The sequence below is a fragment of the Candidatus Microbacterium colombiense genome, assembly GCA_029203165.1.
Taxonomy (GTDB): Bacteria; Actinomycetota; Actinomycetes; order Actinomycetales; family Microbacteriaceae; genus Microbacterium; species Microbacterium colombiense.
In genome coordinates this window covers 3,021,995-3,039,093 of sequence record CP119308.1, presented here as the reverse complement: position 1 = coordinate 3,039,093, position 17,099 = coordinate 3,021,995, and the positions used below count along the sequence as shown (strand labels likewise).

Here is a 17,099-nt window from a genome sequence, read left to right as displayed (position 1 = left end):
ACATGAACCGGCGCTTCGCACTGATCATCGATCCCGTCGCCGCGGATGAGCTCCGCCCCGACTACCGCGACACCTTCACGACGGTGGATGCCGCCGCCCCCGCACTGAGCGTGGGCGAGCTGAGCACACAGCGCGGAGACGGCGTGTTCGAGTCGATCGGCGTGGTCGACGGGCACGCCCAGGAGGTCGTTCCGCACCTGGATCGGCTCGCGCATTCGGCGAGGCTGTGCGACCTGCCGGTGCCGAACGCCGACCAGTGGCATCAGGCGATCGATCAGGCCGCGGCGCAGTGCGGCGACGGTGAGGCGGTGATCAAGCTGATCCTGAGCCGCGGCGTCGAGCACGGGCCCACCCCGACCGCCTGGGTGACGGCGTCTCCGGCGGCGGACTTCCGCGAGGTGCGGGCGAACGGCATCCGCGTGGTCACCCTCGACCGCGGCTACGACCTGGGAGCCTCTGAACGCGCGCCGTGGCTGCTGCTGGGGGCGAAGACCCTCTCATACGCCGTGAACATGGCGGCGCTGCGCGAGGCGCACCGCCGGGATGCCGACGACGCGATCTTCCTGTCGAGCGACGGCTTCGTGCTGGAGGCGCCGACGGCCTCGTTGATTCTGAGGTTCGGCGACCGGTTCGTCACGCCGGCCCCGAACGGCGGGATCCTGCACGGCACCACGCAGCTGAGCGTGTACGAGCACCTGGCGGCGCGCTTCGAGGTCGGGTACGACCGCATCCCGGCATCCGATCTCCCGCGGGCGGATGCCGCCTGGCTGGTGTCGAGCGTGCGTCTCGCCGCGGCGATCACCGCGGTGGACGGCGCGGAGCTTCCCGTCGACCACGCGCTGACGGCCGAGCTGAACGACTACCTCCTCTCTCCCCGCGACTAGCGTGCTCGGGGTTGGCGAACCGGAGAGGTTTTGGCGTCTGGCCGGCGAGCCTGGGTACGACACCCCGGGCGCAACGCAGATGATCTCTGTTTTGTGATCTGTGGCTCAGCCCCGCAAGTGTGCACCGCGGGTCATCATGCTCACGATCGCGTTCTGCACGAGGGGCCACTCATCGACGATGAGTGCGTAGGAGAAGCGCAAGGTCGTGTATCCCGCAGACGCGGCGATCGCATCTCGTCGTAGATCCTTCTGGCGCTCCCGTTCGCGCTCGTGGTTCGCGCGTCCGTCGGCCTCGATGATCAGGCGCGCGCCGATCACAAGATCCACCTCGCCGACCCCGTCGACGTGCACCTGCGAGCGGACGGCGATGCCGATGCGGTGGAGCCGGAGACGGATCAACGACTCCAGGCCGCTGTCGGCATCCGCGCGCGCGAACGCCACGAGCCAGCGGAGCTCTGCAGGAAGGTGTCGTTGCAGCCACCGAGCGCCGGCGGGGGAGAGGAGAGAGCGGCGTAGTGCTGACTCCAGGGTCGCGAAGAACGCATCCTCACCGCAGCACATGGCCATCTGGAGGAGGGCGTTGGCAACAGGCGCGGGTTCACCGACGAGTACTCGACCGGTATCCCAGTGAACGACGCAGTCGGGGCAAGACGATCGCGGTGTTCCCGACGCCCCCATCCAGATGTGATGGAGTGCCGGATGCTCGAGAACCCACAGACCCCATGACGCCGCAGCATCCGCGCAGGCGACCGTTCCGCCGCGCGCGGCGGCGTGCAGCATCTGTGGAGGAGCGTCCGGCAGGGCGTACACGCCCTGCCGGGGCCTCAGAACCTCGCCAGTGCGAACCGCCCGCGACAACTCGCCCGTGCTGACGCCTCGTCTGCGGAGCTCCGAGGTGCGAGCCATGCGCCCGATCCTCCGCAGGGCGGTCTCGGCGCGGACGAATGACATGAGAAGAGCTTGGCGCTGCGCGAGAACGCGGACGCCCGGATAACCGGCGGAGGTGGACAGCTCGCGGCATCCGCTTCCAGTGCAGGACGAGTCGCATCACATCAAAACCCTGAGCATCGGCGGTTCGCGCAGCGTGTCGGTACGCGCCGCGCCGCGCGGTCGGCGTGTGCTCACCGTTTTGACGGCGCCGCACGCCGCACACAGGAAAGGGGCCCGGATGCCGTAGCACCCGAGCCCCGTGTCACGAACCCGTGATCATCCGAAGCGGCCGGAGACGTAGTCCTCGGTCGCCTGCACGGACGGGGTGGTGAAGATCGACGTGGTGTCGTCGTACTCGATGAGCTTGCCCGGCTTGCCGGTGCCGGCGATGTTGAAGAACGCGGTCTTGTCGGAGACGCGGCTGCGCCTGCTGCATGTTGTGCGTGACGATGACGATCGTGTACTCGGTCTTGAGCTCGCCGATCAGCTCCTCGATCGCGTAGGTCGAGATCGGGTCGAGGGCGGAGCACGGCTCGTCCATCAGCAGCACGTCGGGGGAGACGGCGATGGCGCGCGCGATGCAGAGGCGCTGCTGCTGGCCGCCGGAGAGGCCGGAGCCGGGCTTCTCGAGACGGTCCTTGACCTCGTTCCAGAGGTTCGCGCCCTGGAGCGACTTCTCGACCAGGCGTCGGCGTCGGACTTCGAGATGCGCTTGTTGTTGAGCTTCACGCCGGCGAGCACGTTCTCGCGGATCGACATCGTGGGGAACGGGTTCGGGCGCTGGAACACCATGCCCACCTGGCGACGCACGGTCACCGGGTCGACGGCCGGCACCGTAGAGGTCGTCTCCGTCGAGCAGCACCTCGCCCTCGACGCGGGCGCCGGGGATGACCTCGTGCATGCGGTTCAGCGTGCGCAGGAACGTCGACTTGCCGCATCCGGACGGGCCGATGAAGGCGGTGACGCTGCGGGGCTCGATGTCGAGGGAGACGCCCTCGACCGCGAGGAAGTCGCTGTAGTAGACGTTCAGGTCGTTGACTTCAATGCTCTTGGACACTGCGTTTCCTTGCTTGTCGGGTCGAGGCTCAGCGGCCGGTCTTGGGTGCGAAGATCTTGCGCGACGAGGCGCGCGATCAGGTTGAGCACCATGACGATGATGATGAGGGTCAGGGCGGCTGCCCAGGCCCGTTCGACGTATGCCTCGGCAGGGATGCCCTGGTAGGCGTACTGGGAGTAGGTGAACACCGGGAGGGTCTGCATGCGGCCGCTGAACAGGTTGTAGTTCATGCGCGTCGGTGAACCCGGCGGTCAGCAGCAGCGGAGCGGTCTCGCCGATGACGCGGGAGATCGCGAGCATGATGCCTGTCGTGATTCCGGCGATCGAGGTGGGTAGCACGACCTTGACGATCGTGAGCCACTTCGGCACGCCGAGCGCGTACGACGCCTCGCGCAGCTCGTTGGGCACGAGGCGCAGCATCTCCTCGCTCGAGCGCACGACCACGGGGATCATGAGCACGGCCAGAGCGACGGACCCGCGATACCCATGCGGACGCCGGGTCCGAAGATCAGCGCGAACAGGCGTAGGCGAAGAGACCGGCGACGATCGAGGGGATGCCCGTCATCACGTCCACGAGGAAGGTGATGGTGCGAGCCATCCGGCCGTCCTGGCCGTACTCGACCAGGTAGACCGCGGTCATCAGACCCGATCGGGATCGAGATGATCGCGGCGGCGAGCGGTGACCAGCAGCGTTCCGATGACGGCGTGCAGCGCACCGCCGCCCTCGCCGAGCACTCCGCGCATCGACGAGGAGAAGAACAGCGCGTCGAAGCGTGCGAGACCGGTGCTGACCACGGTCACCGCGACCGAGATCAGCGGGACCATCGCGATGGCGAAGGCCGAGGTCACGAGCGCCGGTCACGAGTCGGTCGACCGCCTTGCGCGATCCCTCGACGATCCGCGAGATCACGTAGATCAGGACCAGGTAGAGACGGCGCCGAGGATCACGGAGCCGGCGATGTTGAATCGCCGCGCCCGAGGCCACGGCCTGGATCGCCGAAGGGCGTGAAGCCGACGAGCAGGGAGAGCCGAGCAGAGCCCAGGGGGCCCAGCGGGGAAGGTGGCCGGAGTTGAGCGAGGCCGTCGACGTGAGGGGCCTGCGAGCGGGCCGATTCGGGGCGGTCACGGTCATGTCAGTTCGCTCCCGAGAATTCCTTGCGGCGGTTCACGAACCAGCGTGCGAGAGCGTTCACCGCGAACGTCACGACGAACAGGATCAGACCGGTCGCGATGAGGATGTTGATGTTGATCTGGTACGCCTCGGGGAAGGTCAGCGCGATGTTGGCCGCGATCGTCGAGCGGGTTCGTGCGAGGTGAGCAGTTCGAAGGTGACGGCCTTGCTGACCGAGAGCACCATGGCGACGGCCATGGTCTCGCCGAGCGCGCGGCCGAGGCCGAGCATCGAGGCGGAGACGATGCCGGAGCGGCCGAAGGGCAGCACGGCCATCCGGACCATCTCCCAGCGCGTGGCGCCGAGTGCGAGCGCGGCCTCCTCGTGGAGGACGGGGGTCTGCAGGAAGATCTCGCGGCAGATGGCCGTGATGATCGGGACGACCATGACGGCGAGCACCATGGCGGCGGTGAGGATCGTGCGGCCGGTCGGGGAGACGACTCCGCCGAAGAACGGGATCCAGCCGGCGTTGGCGTTCAGCCAGGCGTAGATCGGCTGGACGGCCGGGGCGAGGACCAGGATGCCCCAGAGGCCGAAGACGACCGAGGGGACGGCGGCGAGCAGGTCGACGACGTAGCCGAGGCCCTGCGCGAGCGGCGCGGGGCGTAGTGGGTGATGAAGAGGGCGACGCCGAGCGACAGCGGCACGGCGAGGAGGAGAGCGAGGAACGCGGCCCAGACCGTGCCGAACAGCAGCGGACCGACGTAGTCCCAGAAGTTCGTCTTGAGGAGCGATGCGTCTTCGGCCGTCGCGGCGAACGCCGGGATGGACTGGACGATGAGGAAGATCGCGACCGCGGCCAGCGTGATCATGATCATGGATCCGGCGGCGACGGCCGTGCCGGAGAACCAGATGTCGCCGGCGCGCTTCTTCGCGACGATGCGCTGTGACGCCGGCGCTGTCGTGGCTGTCATGGATGCTGCTTCCTGCTCAGTGGAGATCGGGTGTCTGACGCGAGCAGACGGTGTCCGGGATGCCGCAGCATCCCGGACACCGTCACTGGATCACTTGATGAGGTCGATCGCGGCCTGCGCCTGCGTGCGCAGGTCGTCCGAGATCGGGGCGCTGCCGGCGTTGGTCGCGGCTGCGTCCTGGCCCTCGGCGCTGATCGCGGTGGTGAAGAACGCCTTCGTCAGAGCGGCGACGTTCTCGTCCTCGTACTCGGCGCAGCCGATGAGGTAGCTGACGAGGAGCACCGGGTAGGCGCCGTCAGCGGTCGGTGGTGCGGTCGATCGCGAAGGCGAGGTCACCGGCGGTGCGGCCCTCTTCGATCGGCGAGGCGTCGAGCGTCGCAGCGGCGCCCTCGGCCGAGTGCGGCACGAAGTTCGTCGCCGACCTTGACGTTGACGGCCGAGAAGTCGGCTGCCTGCGAGGAGTCGATGTAGCCGATGAGGCCCTGGCCGCCCTTGACGGCGTTGGCGACACCCGAGGTCTTCTCGGCGGACTCGCCGGCGAGGTCTGCGGGCCACTCCTCGACGCTGCCTGCGGTCCAGACGTCGCCTGCGGTCTGTGCGAGGTAGTCGGTGAAGTTGCCGGTGGTGCCCGACTTGTCGGAGCGGTGCACGGGCGTGATGGCCAGGTCGGGCAGCGTGGCATCGGGGTTGTCGGCGGCGATCGCCGGGTCGTTCCAGTTGGTGATCTTGCCGGCGAAGATCGACGCGATGGTCTCGGCGTCGAGGTTCAGCTCGTCCACGCCGTCCAGCGAGAAGACGATGGCGATGGGGGAGATGTAGGCCGGGATCTCGACGATGTCGGAGCCGTCGACGCAGGCGCCGAAGCCACCGGCGGCGATCTCGTCGGTCTTGAACGCGCGGTCGGAGCCGGCGAAGTTCACAGCGCCCTGCTGGAACGACTCGCGGCCTCCGCCGGAGCCCTGGGGGTCGTACTCGACCTGGGCGTCGGGGTTGGTCTTCTGGAACTCGGCGGTCCAGGCCTGGATCGCGACCTGCTGCGAGGAAGCGCCGGCGCCGACGAGCGAGCCGCTGATGGAGGGGACGTCCGAGGCGGGAGCGTCGGTGGAACCGGTGCCGCCTTCGTTCGCGGCACAGCCGGCGAGTGCGAGGGCGGCGACGGCGCCGATGGCGCCGATGCGAGCGATTCGGGAGATCTTCACTGTGGATCCGTTCGATCGTGGATGGGTTGAGGCCCGGTGCAGGGCACACAGTGACGCTAAGCGCGGCGGTTAACGAGACTCTCCCGCGCAGGTGAACGACGAGGTGAACGGCGGGCGACTCTCTGGGGGCGATGGCCGTGATCACGCGGATGCCGCCGGGCGCCCGAGACGCGGTGAGGGTCGTCAGACCTTCGGGACGTGCGTCTCGATCGCGATGATCCCGGACCCGGGATTGGATCGCGGAGAGATGCACGACCGAGAATGCGCCGGGCTCCAGGTCGGAGGCGCTGGCGAGATACGACCCCTGCACGGTGCCGGTGGCCAGCGCGATCTCGGAGAGGAGGCCGGGCAGCACGGGGCCGTGGCTGCAGAGCACCGCCGGCTTTCCCGCTCGCACCCGGCGTCCGACGATCGGAACGCAGATCGTCGGTGCCGTCTTCCCACGCGTCCTGGCTGATCTTCTCGGTCATCACGGGCTTGCGCCCGAGTGCTTTCGCGAGCGGGGCGACGGTCGAGGCGCAGCGCACGGCATCGCTCGTCACGATCCTGCGTACGCCGAAGGCACGCAGCGGTCCGACGATCGACTTCGCCTGCTTCTTGCCGCGCTCGGTGAGCGGGCGGGACGCGTCGGGACCGTCCCACTCGGACCGGGGGAGCGCCTTGGCGTGGCGCAGCACGATCACCGGGAAGGTGCGCAGCACGCCGTCATCGATCGAGCGTGGAGAAGAAGTCGAGGATCTCCAGGTCGACCGGGTAGCTGAGCCGCGAGCGGGCCTTCTTGACGCTCACCCACTCGATCGCGGCGATCTCGCGGTTGGGCACGAAGGCAGACGCGCGGATCGCCTCCTCGGTCGCCTCGGCGGCCCAGTAGTGCACGACCTTCTGCTTGCGGGAGGCCATGACGTAGCGGCTCACGCCGACGGGCACGCCGAGCGAGACGCGGATGCCGGTCTCCTCGTGCACCTCGCGCACCGCGGTCTCGGCGAGCATCTCGCCGGGATCGACCTTGCCCTTGGGCAGGGTGATGTCGCGGTACTTCGTGCGGTGGATCAGCAGAATGTGGAGCTTTCCCTCGATCAGGCGCCACACCACGGCTCCGGCCGCGTAGACGGCCTTGTCGGCCCACTTCGCGGTCGGTGCCTCCTGCGTCTGATGAGAGGTCATCGCACCGCCCGCGCGCGACGACGTCGCTGGATCAACCCCATGGTCTTATCCTGCAGGTCGATCAACGGCTTGCCGTCGGCATCCACGGCGTGGCGCTCCCATACGCCACCCGCGCCGAGGTGCCACGAGGTGGTGCCGGGGTCCATCGCGAGGTCGAAGAACGTCAGCAGCTCCGCGAGGTGCGCGGGATCGTTGACGCGCACCAGTGCCTCCACGCGACGGTCGAGGTTGCGGTGCATCATGTCGGCGCTGCCGATGTACACCTGCGGATCCCCGTCGTTCTCGAACGCGAAGATCCGGGAGTGCTCCAGATAACGGCCGAGGATGCTGCGCACCGTGATGTTGTCGCTGATCCCGTCGAGATCGGTCCGCAGGCTGCAGATGCCGCGCACCCACACCTCGACCTTCACACCGGCGACACTCGCGCGGTAGAGCGCGTCGATGATCTCCTCATCGACCAGCGAGTTGACCTTGATACGGATGCTCGCCGGCTTGCCGGCCTCCGCGTTCTTGCGCTCGGCGTCGATCTGACGCACGAGTCCCTTGCGCAGGTGGAGCGGGGCGACGAGCAGGCGCTTGAACTTCTTCTCGATCGCGTAGCCACTGAGCTCGTTGAAGAGACGCGTCAGGTCCTTGCCGACCTGGGCGTCGGCGGTGAACAGGCCGAAGTCCTCATAGATGCGGCTGGTCTTCGGGTTGTAGTTTCCGGTGCCGACGTGCGAGTAGTGCTGGAGCTTGCCGTCTTCTTCGCGGATGACGAGGGCGAGCTTGCAGTGCGTCTTGAGGCCCACCAGGCCGTAGACGACGTGCACGCCGGCCTTCTCGAGCTTGCGCGCCCAGACGATGTTGTTCGCCTCATCGAAGCGCGCCTTGACCTCGACGAGCGCGAGGACCTGCTTGCCCGCTTCTGCCGCGTCGATCAGCGCCTGCACGATCGGGCTGTCGCCGGAGGTGCGGTACAGGGTCTGCTTGATCGCGAGCACGTGCGGATCGCGGGCGGCCTGCTCGAGGAACGCCTGCACGCTCGTCGTGAACGACTCGTACGGGTGGTGCACGAGCACGTCGGACTTGCGGATCGCCTTGAACATGTCGGCGCGGGTGTTGCTGTCGCCCGGCTGGAAGGCCACGGCGGTGGTCGGCAGGTGCGGCGGGTAGCGCAGATCAGGCCGATCGATGCGCGACAGTCCGAACAGACCGCGCAGGTCGAGCGGGCCGGGGAGGCGGTAGACCTCCTGATCGGTGATGTCGAGCTCCTTCACGAGGAGCTCGAGCGTCACGTCATCCATGTCGTCGGTGATCTCGAGACGGATCGGCGGGCCGAACCGGCGGCGCAGCAGCTCGGCCTCGAGGGCCTGGATCAGGTTCTCGCTCTCGTCCTCCTCGATCGCGACGTCTTCGTTGCGGGTGAGTCGGAACGCGTGATGATCGAGCACCTCCATGCCGGGGAACAGGTCGCCCAGGTGGTTGGCGATCAGCTCCTCCAGGCTCAGGTAGCGCACGATCTCGCCGCTGCCCGGCACCTCGACGAAGCGGGGGAGCATGGGCGGCACCTTGAGGCGCGCGAACTCCTGGCGGCCCGTGCGGGCATTGCGGATGCGGATCGCGAGGTTCAGCGACAGGCCGGAGATGTACGGGAACGGGTGAGCGGGATCGACGGCGAGCGGCATCAGCACCGGGAAGACCTGCAGCTGGAAGTACTCGGACAGCGCGGACCGCTCGGAGTCGGTGAGCTCCGACCAGGCCGTCATCTCGATCCCGGCATCCGCGAGCGCGGGGCGCACCTGGGAGGTCCAGGCCTCGGCATGACGCACCTGCAGCGCGTGCGCCTCGCGGGAGATGTCGGCCAGGGCGTCGACGGGGGAGCGGCCGACATTGGTGGGCACGGCGAGGCCGGTCATGATGCGTCGCTTGAGCCCGGCGACGCGCACCATGAAGAACTCGTCGAGGTTGCTGGCGAAGATCGCCAGGAAGTTCGCCCGCTCCAGCTCGGGAAGGGACGTGTCCTCCGCCAGCTCCAGCACGCGCTGATTGAAGGCCAACCAGCTCAGCTCCCGGTCCAGGTAGCGGTGGTCGGGGAGCAGGGCGTCGGGCGACTCGATGGCGTCGAAGTCGTCGTCTTCGGCGTCGCCGAGACCGGCGTCGGCGAGTGCGGGATCGATCATGGGGTACATCTAATCACCGCGAGGTGACGCGCGCGTGAACGGAGCCGTTCCGTTACCTCGCAGCGACGACCGATTCCTCGTCGTACACATTGAACCGATAGCCGACGTTGCGCACCGTGCCGATGATCTGCTCCTGATCGCCGAGCTTCGCGCGCAGGCGCCGCACGTGCACGTCGACCGTCCGGGTGCCGCCGAAGTAGTCGTAGCCCCATACCTCGCTCAGCAGCTGCTCCCGCGTGAACACCCGGGAGGGATGCGTGGCGAGGAAGTGCAGCAGCTGGAACTCCTTGTACGTGAGATCGAGCGGCTTGCCGCGGAGTTTGGCCGAGTACGACTGCTCGTCGATCGTCACGCCCGAGGCCTGCACGCGTGTCGGCTCGGCGACCTCGTCGCGGCGCGCGAGGGCCAGGCGCACCCGGGCGTCGGTCTCGGCGGGGCCGGCGGTCGAGAGCAGCACGTCGTCGATCTCCCAGTCCCCCGAGAGGGCGCTCATGCCGCCCTCCGTGACCACGAGGAGCAGTGGAGCGTCCTGTCCCGCGACGCGCAGCAGGCGGCACAGCGACTTCGCGCCGACCAGGTCGTGCCGTCCGTCGACGATCACGAGGTCGTACTCCGGAGCGCTCACGAGCTGCGCCGGTTCGGCGGGAATCTGGCGCACGCGATGGCTGAGCAGCTCGAGAGAGGGCAGCACCAGCTCGGCAAGAGGAGCATTCGTCAGAACCAGGACCTGGGCCACACGCACTCCTCACGGGTATCGATCGACACCGTGCCGCCATGATACCGGGCGTCGATGCGCAACAATGGAGTCATGTCGGAACCAGCACTGGCACCACGCAACGCCTTCGTCGGCGTCATCGTCGTGTGGACCGCCGCCTTCATCGCTGCCGTCGCGATCGGGATCTTCGTCGCCGAGGACTGGCGGGTGGCGTGGATGCTCGTCGCTTTCGGCGGCATCATCCTGCTCTCCTTCGCCGTGCAGCTCTGGTACGGACGGACGCAGGGCTTCATCTTCCGGGTCGCCGGAAGCGTGACAGGAGCACTGTTGCTGATGGGGCTGATCTCCGTCGGCTTCGGCATCGCGGCGCTCATTCCCGCCTGACATCCCCGCCCCAGGGCGGTAATGTGGAACCCATGGATCTCATCGCGCTCGAATTCTTCTTCATCGGCCTCCTGGGCCTGGCGAGTCTCGCGATCGTCTTCGTCTCAGCCGTTGTGCTGGTCAACCTCTTCCGCGGACAGCGCTGATCGCATCGTGCTCGACCTGCCGACCGATCTCCCCGCAGACATCGTCCCGCTCTCCTGGCTGATCGGCGTATGGGAGGGGACCGGTGTGATCGACTACCCCGTGGGGGAGTCGAGACTGCAGGGCGAGTTCGCCCACCGGGTGAGCTTCAGCCATGACGGCGGCCCGTTCCTGAACTATTCGAGCACGGCGACCTTCGTCGGCCAGGACGGGGAACAGTCGGTTCCCCTGGTCGCGGAGACCGGATACTGGCGCCTCTCGCGACCGGCGACCGACGCAGATGCGGGACCGGCCCTTCTGCCGCCGCAGATTCCTTCGGCCGCCCGCACCGTCGACGACGTCGAAGAGTTGCGCAACGAGAACGGTTCTTTCCCGATCGAGGTCTCGCTCGCCCACTCCGACGGCATGCTCGAGCTGTATCTCGGCGAGATCAGCGGCCCCCGCATCGACATCGCGTCCGACGCGATCGTCCGCGGCGAGGGTGGCAAGGAGTACGGCGCGGCCTCACGGCTCTACGGCCTCGTGGACGGGCACCTGCTCTGGGCCTGGGACATCGCGGCTCTCGGCACCACCCTGCGCTCGCACGCTTCCGCCCGCCTCGCGAAGGTCTGACATGAGCGCCTTCTCCACACTCGCAGGTGTCGTGTCAGACGGCGACGGCATCGCCCATCTCGGCGATCCGTTCCGCGAACAGCGCCGACTCGCGGCGGGTGCCGCGATCGCGCCTCTCGACGACCGGGCCGTGATCGAGGTCGCCGGGCCCGAACGACTCAGCTGGCTCGACTCGATCACCTCGCAGTTCGTCGCGCGGCTCACACCGGGGGAGAGCACAGAACTCCTCGTCCTGGATCCGCAGGGACGGGTGGAGCATGCGGCCGGAGTGCTCGATGACGGGGCCTCCACCTGGTTGATCGTGGATGCCGCCGACGCCGATGCGCTCGCCGCGTGGCTGACGCGCATGAAGTTCCGAACGCAGGCGACGGTCGAGCGGCGCGATGATCTGACCCTGATCGGCTTCGTGGACGGCGCATCGGCCGCAGCCACGGTCGGCTCCGTCGCCTCCGCTCCCCACGGCGCCCCGTTGATCTGGGCGGATCCGTGGCAGCACGTGACGGCGGGCGGCCACCAGTACGCCGAGATCTCCGCGCACCCCGGTGCAGCGCTCGCGTGGCGTGTCGGCATCGTGGGCTCCGAGGCCGCGGCGCAGTTGGCGACGACGCTCGCCCCGGAGGCCGTGGCCGGACTGCTCGCCGCCGAGGCGCTGCGCATCGCGGCCTGGCGTCCGCGCTGGGCTGCCGAGGTCGACGAGCGCTCGCTGCCGCACGAGTCCGATTGGCTCCGCAGCGCGGTGCATCTGAACAAGGGGTGCTATCGCGGTCAGGAGACCGTGGCCAAGGTGCATAACCTCGGCCACCCGCCCCGCCGTCTCGCTGCTCTCCAGCTCGACGGCAGCGATGCCGTGCTCCCGGCTCCGGGTTCACCGGTGTTCGCGGGAGAGGATGAGGTCGGACACATCACCTCGGCCGCGCGGCACCACGAAGACGGGCCCATCGCGTTGGCGATCCTGTCGCGTCGCGCCCCGGTCGGCGACCTCACGGTGCGCGATGACGGGATCGATATCGCCGCGTCGCAGCAGGTCATCGTGCCTGCGGACGCCGGATCGGTGGCCGAAATCCCCCGCCTCACCCGGCTGTCGCGGCGGCCGTCCGCACCGGACCCGCGCGGCGACGCCGGAACCGGCGGATCCAGCGGCGGACGCTGAGGAAGACCTTCCCTGCAGCGCGACTCAGTGCTGCGGCGCGACGGCGTCCCAGGGAAGCGTCAGCTCACCCAGACGCCAGCGCGAGCGCCCGCCGATCACCGGCCACCCCTGCGCGCGCAGCGCCGTCACCGTGGCGAGGAATCGCTGCGTGGCGCCGAACGTGGACAACGCGGCGGAGCGATCCCATTCACGGTCGAGGTCGACGAGCAGTGCGTGAATCCGCTCACCCGGGATGTTGCGATGGATCAAGGCCTTCGGGAGCCGCTCGGCCACGATGCTCGGCTCGTCGAGATCGGCGAGCCGGAGCGAGATCGTGAAGCGCGCGGGGGCGCCGTCGGGGCGCACATCCACCCAGCTCGCCACGCGTCCGATCTCATCGCACGTGCCCTCCACGAGAAGGCCGTCCGGCGCGAGACGGGCGGCGACCGTGCGCCAGGCGCCGGCGACATCGGCCTCGTCGTACTGACGCAGCACGTTCATCGCCCGGATCACCGCCGGTCGGCGAGCATCCGTCAGCGGCACCTCGAAGCCCCCGCGTGCGAAGGAGACGCGCAGGTCGGCGGGGAACGGCGTCCGGCCGGCGCGCACGTCGATGAGCTGTGCGTTCGCGGTGGCCACCCGGGCCGGATCGATCTCGAGGCCGCGCACCTCGGCATCCGGGCGGATGCGCTGCAGCCGGGTCGCGAGTTCGAATGCCGTGACCCCGCTCGCACCGTATCCGAGATCGACGACCAGCGGGTCGGCCGCACGCAGGAAGGCGCGACTCGCGGCGATCCAGCGATCGTTGCGTCGGAGTCGGTTCGTCCCGGTCGTGCCGCGCGTGGGACGGCCCACAGGAGATGACGCCATGCGTCAATCCTCGCAGGAGGCGCGCGAGAGTGAGACCGCCGCGGATAAACTGGCGGCATGACTGCGACGCGCACCCTGATCCTGCTCCGCCACGGCCGGAGCGAGTGGAACGAGCTGAACCTGTTCACCGGTTGGGTGGATGTCCGCCTCAACGAGCAGGGTGAGAAGGAGGCGCGCCGCGGAGGTGAGCTGCTCGCCGAGTCCGGCATCCTGCCCGACGTGCTCCACACGTCGCTGCTGAGCCGTGCGATCCAGACCGCGAACATCGCGCTGGATGCCGCCGACCGACTGTGGATCCCTGTCACGCGCTCCTGGCGGCTCAACGAGCGTCACTACGGTGCGCTCCAGGGCAAGGACAAGGCCCAGACGCTCGAGGAGTTCGGGCCCGAGCAGTTCCAGCTGTGGCGCCGTTCGTTCGACGTGCCGCCGCCCGTGCTCGACGACGACAGCGAGTTCAGCCAGGTCGGAGACCCCCGTTACGTCGGCATCGACGGTGAGGTTCCCCGCACGGAGTCGCTCAAGCTCGTCATCGACCGTCTGCTGCCCTACTGGGAGAGCGCGATCGTCCCCGACCTCGACGCGGGCAAGACGGTACTCGTCACCGCACACGGCAACTCGCTGCGCGGTCTCGTGAAGCACCTCGAGGGCATCAGCGACGACGACATCGCCGAGCTCAACATCCCGACCGGCATCCCGCTGGTGTACGAACTGGACGAGAACAACGTACCCACCGGTCCCGGCCGCTACCTCGATCCTGAAGCTGCTGCCGCCGGCGCTGCTGCGGTCGCCGCCCAGGGGAAGAAGTAAGGGTCCTCGGCGTCCGCCGACACCCCCGTTCATCGCCGAAGCCCCTCCTGATCCACGTGGATCAGGAGGGGCTTCGGCGTGCAGAGGGGGCCTCGGCGTTCTCGGGCCTCGGCGGAGCGGAACGGAGTCAGGCGTGCCCGAGCTCCTGCTGCTCGACGGCGAGGGCGATGTCGGCCTCGTCGACCTGCCAGTCGCCGGTCGCCAGGTACACCATCTTCTTGGCGATGGCCACGGCGTGGTCGGCGAAACGCTCGTGGTAGCGGCTGGCCAGCGTCGCGTCGACTGTCGCCGTCGCCTCGCCCTTCCAGTTGTCGCTGAGCACCTTCTCGAAGACGCTGGCGTGCAGTTCGTCGACGTCGTCGTCCGCGTTGCGGATCTGGTCGGCGAACTTCAGGTCCTGAGTGCGCAGCAGTTCGGACAGCGTGCGCGAGATCTCGACGTCCAGCTCGCCCATCTTCACGAAGGTGCCCTTGAGACCCTTCGGGATGGCGCGCTCGGGGAATCGGAGTCGCGCGAGCTGCGCGATGTGCTCGGACATGTCGCCCATGCGCTCGAGCGATGCGCTGACGCGCAGCGCCGTCACGACGATGCGCAGATCGCGGGCGACCGGCTGCTGGCGGGCGAGGATCTCGATGGCCTGCTCGTCGAGTGTGACGGCGAGCTCGTCGATCTTCGCGTCATCGGCGATGACCTCTTCGGCCAACGCGACGTCGCTCGTGGCGAAGGCGCGGGTGGCCTTGTCGATCGAGACGGTGACGAGATCCGCGATCTCCACGAGGCGGTTCTGCAGATCCTCGAGGGACTGGTGGAAGACTTCGCGCATGTGCGGCGCAACCTTTCATTCGAAATCTCGACGGCGTCTTCCGCGCGAGATGTGGAGGGGCCGCGCTCCCGCGCAGGCCCGAAGCGATTGTGTGCTCCGAAGGTTAACGAACGGTGCCCAGCACGTGAATAGTACTTCTCTCGTTGCCGCTCTGCCCCGGAAACCCGCCGAAGCGCGGGTGAACGCACTCTACGCTGGAGACATGACCCCGACGCAGATCGCGCTGATCTCCCTCGCCGCAGGCGTGTTGATCGGCGTCGGAGTCTCGCTCCTGGTCATGTGGGCGTACCGCGCCAGGGCGAAGGTGGAACTGGAGACCTCGACGGTCGTTCCCGACGGCATGACCTCGGTGCTCGACAGCATGGACGACGCGGCCTGCGTGGTGGATTCATCCGGACTGGTGCTCGCGGGGTCGCAGGCAGCGGCGCGCTTCGGCATCGAGGTCGGAGCGACGCTCGACAACCCAGAACTGCGACAGCTCGTGCGCGACGCCCGGGCAGCGGGTGGCACGAAGACCGAATCGCTGCGCATCACGCGCGGCGGGCTGAGTCTGGACCCCCGTCTGGTGTCGGCCAGGGCGAGTGTGATCGGCGCGCGCCTGGCGCTGGTGATCATCCGCGACGTCACCGAGCAGGAGCGTCTCGATCAGATGCGGCGCGATTTCGTCGCCAACACCAGCCACGAGCTGAAGACGCCGGTGGGTGCGGTGAGTCTGCTCGCCGAGGCCATCGAGTCGGCGGCCGATGATCCTGCCCAGGTGCGCATCTTCGCGTCCCGCATCTCGGCAGAGGCCGGACGTCTCGCCCAGCTCACCGGTCGCATCATGAGCCTCTCTCGTCTGCAGGCCGACGACGGGTTGACCGACGTCGGTCCCGTGTCGATCGACGAGGTGATCGCGTCGTCGATCGAGGCGCACGTGGTGCAGGCCGATTCGGCGGGCGTCGATCTCACGCGCGGCGGAGACCGCGGTGTGTGGGTGCGTGGCGATGCGCAGATCCTCATCGAGGCGGTGGGCAACCTCGTCGCGAACGCGATCCTGTACTCGCCCCGCAGCTCGCGCGTGGGCGTCGGTGTGCGCGCCGACGGGGGAGTCGTCGAGATCGCGGTGTCCGACCAGGGCATCGGGATCGCCGAGGCCGACCGCGAGCGCATCTTCGAGCGGTTCTACCGTGCTGATGAGGCGCGATCCCGGCGAACGGGAGGCACTGGCCTCGGACTGTCGATCGTGAAGCACGCCACCCAGCGCCACGGCGGAGAGGTGCGTCTCTGGTCGCGCCCCGGCCGGGGCTCCACGTTCACGATCCGACTTCCCCGGATCGATGCCCCGCCGACCGACGACCTGGGCAAGAAGAGCAAGAAGAAGAAGAAGCGCGCGCGCAAGGCGGAGAAGTCCGCCGCGCGCCTGCGAAACGGAGAGAGAGCATGACCCGCATCCTTCTCGTCGAAGACGAGCCCGACCTCGCCGATCCGCTGGCCTACCTGCTGCGCCGGGAGGGGTACGAGGTGGAGATCGCCGAGGACGGCCCCGGTGCACTCTCCGCCTACCGCGATCGCGGGGCGGACATCGTGCTGCTCGACCTCATGCTCCCCGGTATGCCGGGCACCGAAGTCTGCCGGCAGATCCGCTCCACCTCGGCCGTGCCGATCATCATGCTGACGGCCAAGGACTCCGAGGTCGACATCGTCGTGGGTCTCGAGCTCGGCGCGGACGATTACATCACCAAGCCGTACTCGTCACGCGAGCTGCTCGCGCGCATGCGCGCGGTCCTGCGGCGCGTCGTGCAGGCCGACAGCGAAATCGACGAGCGCGTGCTCGACGGCGGCCGGGTGTCGCTCGACATCGATCGCCACACGGTCTCGGTGGCCGGATCCCTGATCAACATGCCCCTCAAGGAATTCGAACTCCTCGAGGTGCTGATGCGCAACTCAGGACGCGTTCTGACCCGCGGTCAGTTGATCGATCGCGTGTGGGGGAGCGACTACTTCGGCGACACCAAGACGCTCGACGTGCACATCAAGCGCATCCGCTCCCGCATCGAGGAGAACCCCGGTGAGCCCGTGATGCTCGTCACCGTGCGCGGTCTGGGCTATCGCTTCGAGGGCTGAACGCGGGGACACGACGGCAGAGGCCGGT

The 17,099-nt window shown here is 68.4% G+C and carries 13 protein-coding genes and 4 pseudogenes; 7 read left to right on the top strand and 10 right to left on the bottom strand.

Annotated features, from left to right (window positions below; translation table 11 throughout):
• Positions 1–2: 2 nt before the first annotated feature.
• A complete protein-coding gene (locus P0Y60_14820; protein ID WEK60565.1) occupies positions 3–884 on the top strand; it encodes an aminodeoxychorismate lyase in 882 nt (293 codons plus the stop codon).
• Between the two features lie 105 nt (positions 885–989).
• Here P0Y60_14820 and P0Y60_14815 read toward each other — a convergent pair whose 3' ends face one another.
• From P0Y60_14815 to P0Y60_14780, 8 genes and pseudogenes are all read right to left on the bottom strand, one after another.
• Complete coding sequence (locus tag P0Y60_14815; GenBank protein ID WEK60564.1) at positions 990–1,451, bottom strand: DUF559 domain-containing protein; 462 nt, start codon at positions 1,449–1,451, stop codon at positions 990–992.
• Between the two features lie 625 nt (positions 1,452–2,076).
• Entirely contained in the window at positions 2,077–2,871 is a 795-nt protein-coding gene (locus P0Y60_14810; GenBank protein ID WEK60563.1) for an ATP-binding cassette domain-containing protein, read from the bottom strand.
• A gap of 28 nt (positions 2,872–2,899) precedes the next feature.
• Positions 2,900–4,003: pseudogene (gene pstA / locus P0Y60_14805) on the bottom strand (phosphate ABC transporter permease PstA).
• A 1-nt stretch (position 4,004) separates the two neighbouring features.
• A pseudogene (gene pstC / locus P0Y60_14800) lies at positions 4,005–4,956 on the bottom strand (phosphate ABC transporter permease subunit PstC).
• Positions 4,957–5,046: 90 nt separating this feature from the next.
• Positions 5,047–6,155 (bottom strand): annotated as a pseudogene (gene pstS / locus P0Y60_14795) (phosphate ABC transporter substrate-binding protein PstS).
• A 183-nt stretch (positions 6,156–6,338) separates the two neighbouring features.
• Positions 6,339–7,319: pseudogene (locus P0Y60_14790) on the bottom strand (NUDIX domain-containing protein).
• Complete coding sequence (locus P0Y60_14785; protein ID WEK60562.1) at positions 7,316–9,481, bottom strand: RNA degradosome polyphosphate kinase; 2,166 nt, start codon at positions 9,479–9,481, stop codon at positions 7,316–7,318. The pseudogene P0Y60_14790 and the gene P0Y60_14785 overlap by 4 nt, the downstream one beginning before the upstream one ends.
• Positions 9,482–9,533: 52 nt before the next feature.
• Positions 9,534–10,217, bottom strand: coding sequence for a response regulator transcription factor (locus P0Y60_14780; protein WEK60561.1), 684 nt, complete (start codon positions 10,215–10,217; stop codon positions 9,534–9,536).
• Positions 10,218–10,289: 72 nt separating this feature from the next.
• Between P0Y60_14780 and P0Y60_14775 the strand changes: the two genes are divergently transcribed.
• The 3 genes from P0Y60_14775 (at position 10,290) to P0Y60_14765 (ending at position 12,486) form a co-directional block, all read left to right on the top strand.
• On the top strand, positions 10,290–10,580 hold the full coding sequence (locus P0Y60_14775; GenBank protein WEK60560.1) for a hypothetical protein: 291 nt from the start codon (positions 10,290–10,292) through the stop codon (positions 10,578–10,580).
• A 153-nt stretch (positions 10,581–10,733) separates the two neighbouring features.
• Positions 10,734–11,336, top strand: coding sequence for an FABP family protein (locus P0Y60_14770; protein ID WEK60559.1), 603 nt, complete (start codon positions 10,734–10,736; stop codon positions 11,334–11,336).
• A 1-nt stretch (position 11,337) separates the two neighbouring features.
• Entirely contained in the window at positions 11,338–12,486 is a 1,149-nt protein-coding gene (locus tag P0Y60_14765) for a glycine cleavage T C-terminal barrel domain-containing protein (protein ID WEK60558.1), read from the top strand.
• 24 nt (positions 12,487–12,510) lie between these two features.
• On the opposite strand, the gene P0Y60_14760 is transcribed toward P0Y60_14765, so the two are convergent.
• Entirely contained in the window at positions 12,511–13,335 is an 825-nt protein-coding gene (locus P0Y60_14760; GenBank protein ID WEK60557.1) for a class I SAM-dependent methyltransferase, read from the bottom strand.
• Between the two features lie 57 nt (positions 13,336–13,392).
• Between P0Y60_14760 and P0Y60_14755 the strand changes: the two genes are divergently transcribed.
• Complete coding sequence (locus tag P0Y60_14755) at positions 13,393–14,142, top strand: phosphoglyceromutase (GenBank protein ID WEK60556.1); 750 nt, start codon at positions 13,393–13,395, stop codon at positions 14,140–14,142.
• A gap of 127 nt (positions 14,143–14,269) precedes the next feature.
• Here the strand turns inward: P0Y60_14755 and phoU are convergent, their stop codons facing one another.
• The gene (gene phoU, locus P0Y60_14750) at positions 14,270–14,965 is read right to left on the bottom strand and encodes a phosphate signaling complex protein PhoU (GenBank protein ID WEK60555.1); all 696 of its coding nucleotides are present in this window, start codon (positions 14,963–14,965) and stop codon (positions 14,270–14,272) included.
• 202 nt (positions 14,966–15,167) lie between these two features.
• On the opposite strand from phoU, the gene P0Y60_14745 reads away from it, so the two are divergent.
• Together P0Y60_14745 and P0Y60_14740 are read left to right on the top strand one after the other, a co-directional pair.
• Positions 15,168–16,391: an ATP-binding protein gene (locus P0Y60_14745; GenBank protein WEK60554.1), complete on the top strand. Its 1,224-nt coding sequence runs from the start codon at positions 15,168–15,170 to the stop codon at positions 16,389–16,391.
• Positions 16,388–17,071 carry a response regulator transcription factor gene (locus P0Y60_14740; protein ID WEK60553.1) on the top strand — a complete coding sequence of 228 codons (684 nt, stop codon included), beginning with the start codon at positions 16,388–16,390 and terminating at the stop codon, positions 17,069–17,071. The genes P0Y60_14745 and P0Y60_14740 overlap by 4 nt, the downstream gene beginning before the upstream one ends.
• The last annotated feature ends 28 nt before the right edge of the window (positions 17,072–17,099 follow it).

What these genes read in the sequence shown, in the direction of transcription:
- P0Y60_14815 (WEK60564.1), bottom strand. Translation starts at nt 1,451, where the DNA reads ATGGCCATGTGCTGCGGTGAGGATGCGTTCTTCGCGACCCTGGAGTCA.
- P0Y60_14755 (WEK60556.1), top strand. Translation starts at nt 13,393, where the DNA reads ATGACTGCGACGCGCACCCTGATCCTGCTCCGCCACGGCCGGAGCGAG.
- P0Y60_14745 (WEK60554.1), top strand. Translation starts at nt 15,168, where the DNA reads ATGACCCCGACGCAGATCGCGCTGATCTCCCTCGCCGCAGGCGTGTTG.
- P0Y60_14785 (WEK60562.1), bottom strand. Translation starts at nt 9,481, where the DNA reads ATGATCGATCCCGCACTCGCCGACGCCGGTCTCGGCGACGCCGAAGAC.
- phoU (WEK60555.1), bottom strand. Translation starts at nt 14,965, where the DNA reads ATGCGCGAAGTCTTCCACCAGTCCCTCGAGGATCTGCAGAACCGCCTC.
- P0Y60_14765 (WEK60558.1), top strand. Translation starts at nt 11,338, where the DNA reads ATGAGCGCCTTCTCCACACTCGCAGGTGTCGTGTCAGACGGCGACGGC.
- P0Y60_14820 (WEK60565.1), top strand. Translation starts at nt 3, where the DNA reads ATGAACCGGCGCTTCGCACTGATCATCGATCCCGTCGCCGCGGATGAG.
- P0Y60_14775 (WEK60560.1), top strand. Translation starts at nt 10,290, where the DNA reads ATGTCGGAACCAGCACTGGCACCACGCAACGCCTTCGTCGGCGTCATC.
- P0Y60_14760 (WEK60557.1), bottom strand. Translation starts at nt 13,335, where the DNA reads ATGGCGTCATCTCCTGTGGGCCGTCCCACGCGCGGCACGACCGGGACG.
- P0Y60_14740 (WEK60553.1), top strand. Translation starts at nt 16,388, where the DNA reads ATGACCCGCATCCTTCTCGTCGAAGACGAGCCCGACCTCGCCGATCCG.